This window comes from Mesorhizobium sp. M2A.F.Ca.ET.037.01.1.1 (genome assembly GCF_003998075.1).
Lineage (GTDB): Bacteria > Pseudomonadota > Alphaproteobacteria > Rhizobiales > Rhizobiaceae > Mesorhizobium.
On record NZ_RZSA01000590.1, the window covers coordinates 1 to 4,260 of the forward strand.

The 4,260-nt window shown below is 66.9% G+C and carries 6 protein-coding genes; 1 reads left to right on the top strand and 5 read right to left on the bottom strand.

The features are described from left to right. The 4 genes from EOA27_RS24865 to phnG form a co-directional block, all read right to left on the bottom strand. Positions 1 to 275: alpha-D-ribose 1-methylphosphonate 5-phosphate C-P-lyase PhnJ (locus tag EOA27_RS24865; protein WP_189562103.1), on the bottom strand; the 275-nt coding region annotated here is incomplete at its 3' end. Further along, the gene (locus tag EOA27_RS24870; protein ID WP_126081146.1) at positions 272 to 1,384 is read right to left on the bottom strand and encodes a carbon-phosphorus lyase complex subunit PhnI; all 1,113 of its coding nucleotides are present in this window, start codon (positions 1,382 to 1,384) and stop codon (positions 272 to 274) included. The genes EOA27_RS24870 and EOA27_RS24865, both read right to left, overlap by 4 nt. 1 nt (position 1,385) lies before the next feature. Continuing rightward, positions 1,386 to 1,997, bottom strand: coding sequence for a phosphonate C-P lyase system protein PhnH (phnH, locus tag EOA27_RS24875; protein ID WP_126081147.1), 612 nt, complete (start codon positions 1,995 to 1,997; stop codon positions 1,386 to 1,388). Further along, positions 1,997 to 2,458: a phosphonate C-P lyase system protein PhnG gene (gene phnG / locus EOA27_RS24880; RefSeq protein ID WP_126081148.1), complete on the bottom strand. Its 462-nt coding sequence runs from the start codon at positions 2,456 to 2,458 to the stop codon at positions 1,997 to 1,999. Before phnG ends, phnH begins: the two co-directional genes overlap by 1 nt. A gap of 134 nt (positions 2,459 to 2,592) precedes the next feature. Here phnG and phnF point away from each other — a divergent pair, with 134 nt between their 5' ends. Then, positions 2,593 to 3,330 carry a phosphonate metabolism transcriptional regulator PhnF gene (gene phnF / locus EOA27_RS24885; RefSeq protein WP_245467374.1) on the top strand — a complete coding sequence of 246 codons (738 nt, stop codon included), beginning with the start codon at positions 2,593 to 2,595 and terminating at the stop codon, positions 3,328 to 3,330. 292 nt (positions 3,331 to 3,622) lie between these two features. On the opposite strand, the gene EOA27_RS24890 is transcribed toward phnF, so the two are convergent. After that, the coding region (locus EOA27_RS24890) for a zinc-binding dehydrogenase (RefSeq protein ID WP_145970513.1) at positions 3,623 to 4,260 on the bottom strand (638 nt) is incomplete at its 5' end.

Below are 4,260 nucleotides of genomic sequence, written 5' to 3' on the forward strand. Positions count from 1 at the left end.
TTCTTGAAGAAGGCGCGGATCGAAACGGCGTTGGTGGTGTCGTCGGCGCCCTGGTCGATGACTTTCAGCACATCATCCGGGCCGATGATCGAGGCGGTGACCTGCACGCCGCCAGTGCCCCAGCCGTAAGGCATCGGCATCTCGCGCGAGGCGAAAGGCACCTGGTAGCCGGGAATGGCGATGCCCTTCAGGATGGCGCGGCGGATCATCCGCTTGGTCTGCTCGTCGAGATAGGCGAAGTTGTAGGTGGCTATGTCGGTCGATTGGGCGTTCATTCGGCGGCCTCCCTTTTCTCTTCAGCCTTGTCCTCATTTTCCCGCGCTTCGTATTCGGCGCGCATGCGGCGCACGAGGCCGAGCTCGGCCTGGAAGTCGACATAGTGCGGCAGCTTCAGATGCTCGACGAAGCCGGTCGCCTGGACATTGTCGGAATGGGAGATGACGAATTCCTCGTCCTGCGCGGCGGCGACGATATCCTCGCCAAGTTCGCCGGCGCGCAGCGCCCGGTCGCACAGCGCCATCGCCATCGCCTTGCGTTCGCTCTGGCCGAAGACCAGGCCGTAGCCGCGGGTGAACTGCGGCGGCGCCTTGGCCGAGCCCTTGAACTGGTTGACCATCTGGCATTCGGTGACGCGGATCGAGCCCAGCGGCACGGCGAAGGGCAGTTCCGGCACGTCAAGCTCCAGCTCGACCTCGCCGATGCGAATTTCGCCGACAAAGGGGTGGTTGCGCGCATAGCCGCGCTGCGTCGAATAGCCGAGCGCCAGCAAAAAGCCCTCGTCGCCGCGCGACAGCGCCTGCAGGCGGATGTCGCGCGCCATCGGGAATTGCAGCGGCTCGCGGGTGATATCGCCTGGCACATGGTCCAACGGCATCTCGCCATCGGCCTCGATCAGGCCTTCATGGGCGAGGATCGCCGAGACGCGCGGCATGGCCTCCGGCTCGACCGGGCGCTGCGCCGGCGTCTCGACCTCAGCGCCGGCGGCGAGCTCCGGATCGAGCAGGCGGTGGGTGTAGTCGAAGTTCGGGCCGAGCACCTGGCCGCCGGGCAGGTCCTTGTAGGTGGCCGAGATACGACGCTCGACCTGCATGGCGCCGGTATCGACCGGATTGGTGTAGCCGAAGCGTGGCAGCGTGGTGCGGTAAGCGCGCACCAGGAAGATCGCCTCGATCATGTCGCCGCGTGCTTGGACGATGGCCAGAGCCGCCAACTCGCGATCATAGAGCGAGCCTTCGCTCATCACGCGATCGACGCCGAGCGCCAGCTGCTCGACAATCTGGTCGAGGCGCAGCGCCGGCACCGAGCGGTCGCCGCGGCGGCGATCGGCCAGCAGGCGGTGGGCATTGGCAATGGCGGCTTCGCCGCCCTTCACCGCGACGTACATGTCACGCCTCCATCGTCTTGATGCGGGTCGTGCGCGGCAGGCAGGCAAGGCTGCCCGGCGCCGCCAGGATGATGTCGACGCCGCGCGGAAAACGCTGGTTGTTCTGCTTCCACTGCTCGACGAAATGGCGCGGCATGCCCCGAGGCGCGATCATCGACGTCTTTTCGATGCCGGGGCCCTCAAGCAGCAGCGACGGGCCCGAGGCGAGGTCGTCGACCAGGAGGATCAGCGTCGTCGAGCGGTCGGGATATTCCTGCGTGCCTTGCGCAAAACCGTCGAGCGCGGCCATCTCCTTCGGATTGGCGATCAAGGCGAAATGCGCGTCGGCCGGCGTGTTGGCCAAGGGCGCGCCGGTGTGGAAGCCGAACCAGGCCTTGACCGAAGCTTCCGCCTGCAGCGGCGGATCGAGCCAGATCGGTGTATCGTTGTCGCACAGCGAGAGCGCCACGGCCCCGGCCGTCGCCGACAATGGCGCCGGCGGGTGGGTGAGTTGCGGCAGGGCCTGCACGGAGCCTGGGCGCGCCATCGCGTCCATGATGGCGCGGAAGACGGTTTGCGCGTTGAAGACTGGCTCGGCGAAGCCGCCGTCGATCGATTGCGTGGCGATATCCATCAGTCCTCTCCGCGCACCATGGTGAAGAAATCCACTTTCGTGGCCGCCGTCTCGACGCGCCGCGTCTCGCGCGCCGCATCGAGCGCCGCGCGCAAAGGCGCGGCGAGCTTCGTCTCGACTGCTTCACGCTGCGGCGGGTCCTGCCACAGCGCGTCGGCGATTGCGGCGAGCCTGGCCTTGTCCTTGTCGCGGCCGAGCGCGTAGGAATGGCCGACCTGGCCGGAGGGCAGCCGCACCGTGGCGCGGGTGACGGTCGCCTCGCCGACATTGAAGGGCGCGCCGCCGCCGCCGATGCGCCCGCGTACCGTCACCAGTCCGGTCTCGGGGCCGCGCAAGAGCTCGGCCTCGGAAGGCAGGCCCGCTTCGTTCCACAGGCGCGCGATCTCATCGGCTTCGGCATGCGCCAGCGTCTCCATCAAGGCTTTCCGCCCGGCCTGCTCGCGCGCTTCCTGTCCTCGCATGGCATTCCTCCCTGCATGCGTAAAATTTGTCTATTGATATAGACAACTATACAAATTATACTTATCTGGTAACGGGAGTCCATGACGGGTGGATGACAACCCGGAAAAATGCTTGGGGGCGATGGGTGACCGGACTGGCGAGCAGCATCGAAAGGCGCAACGGCGTGTCGCTGTGGCGGCAGATCGCCGACCGGATCCTGCAGGGGATCGCGAGCGGCGACTTCGCCGAGAACGCGGCGCTGCCGCCCGAAGTCGCGCTGGCGGAACGCTACGGCGTCAACCGCCACACGGTGCGTAGCGCCATTGCAGCACTGGTGCAGGAAGGCGTGTTGAAGGCCGAGCAGGGCCGCGGCACCTTCGTCCTGTCGCGCAAGCGGCTGTCCTATCCGATCGGCGCGCGCACGCGCTTCTCGACCGGGCTGCAGGGGCAGACGAGCGAGCGGCATATTGCGCTGTTGTCGTCCTCGACGGAGCCGGCCAGCCGGCGCATCGCCGAGGCGCTGGGCCTTGCCAAGGGCGCGGCCGTCATCCGGCTGGAGACGCGCGGCGAGGCCGACGGTCAAGCGGTGTCGCGCGCGACGACCTGGTTCGACGCCAAGCGCTTCGCCGGCATCGAGGCGGCAATGGCGGAAACGGGATCGATCACCGCCTCGCTGAAGCGCTTCGGCGTCAATGATTATCTGCGGCACTCGACGGTGCTGTCGGCACGCCATGCCGACGCCGACGACCTCGCAGCGCTCGATCTGCAGCCGGGCGCCATCGTGCTGGTCACCGTCGCCGTCAACGTCACGCTCGACGGTGAGCCGATCCAGTTCGCGGAGTCGAGGTTCCCGGCGGAGCGGGTGGAGTTGAGGTTGTCGGCCGGCGATTAGCCCACCGTAGTCATTCCGGGGGGACAACCCAGAAGTCGTCATCCACGGGCGGAGCGACGCGAAGCGGAGCGCAGACCCGAGGATCCATTCCGTTACCTCGACCGTGGAATGCGACAGAGCAGAATTCTGGATCGTCGCAGAGCTTCGAAGTCACGGAATGGATCCTCGGGTCTGCGCGCGTCGCTTCGCTCCTTGCTCCGCCCGCGGATGACGAAGGGGTAGGCGCTTCGGCCAATCACCAAGGCTGCGATTGCCAGATATCCAGGGCCGGAAATCTCTATGCCGGCGTCTCTCACCCCACCTCGATAACCGCCTTGATCAGCCCCGATTTCTCATGCGTCCATCGCGCCAGATCGCGCGGCGTTGCGGCGAGCGTGGTGCGATGGGTGACGAGCTTGCCCAACGGCACGGCGCCGTTGCGGATCGATGCGGCGACATGCTCGAAGTCGGCCTTCAGCGCGTTGCGGCTGCCGACCAGCGTCATCTCGCGCTTGTGGAATTCGGGGTCGGAGAAGGTGATGTCGTCCTTGACGACGCTGACCAGCACCAGCGTGCCGCCATGCGCGACATGGGCGAAGGCCGACTGCACCGATGCTGTGTTGCCGGTCGCGTCGAAGACGAGGTCGAACCCTTCGCCGCCGGTCGCCTGCCGCACTAGGTCGGCAGCCGATGCCTTCGAGGTGTCGAGCGGGGCAAAGCCGAGTTCCTTTTCGGCGAAGCCGAGGCGCTCGCTACTCATGTCCAACAGGCTGATATCCAGGCCGGCGATGCGGGCGAATATCGCCGTGCCGAGCCCGATAGGGCCGGCGCCGATGACCAGTGTACGCTGGCCGGGCTGCCCGAGCGATCGGCGCACCGCGTGCGCGCCGATCGCCAGGAATTCCACCGCCGCGGCATCGGCCAGCGACAGGCCGTTCGTCGGATAAAGGT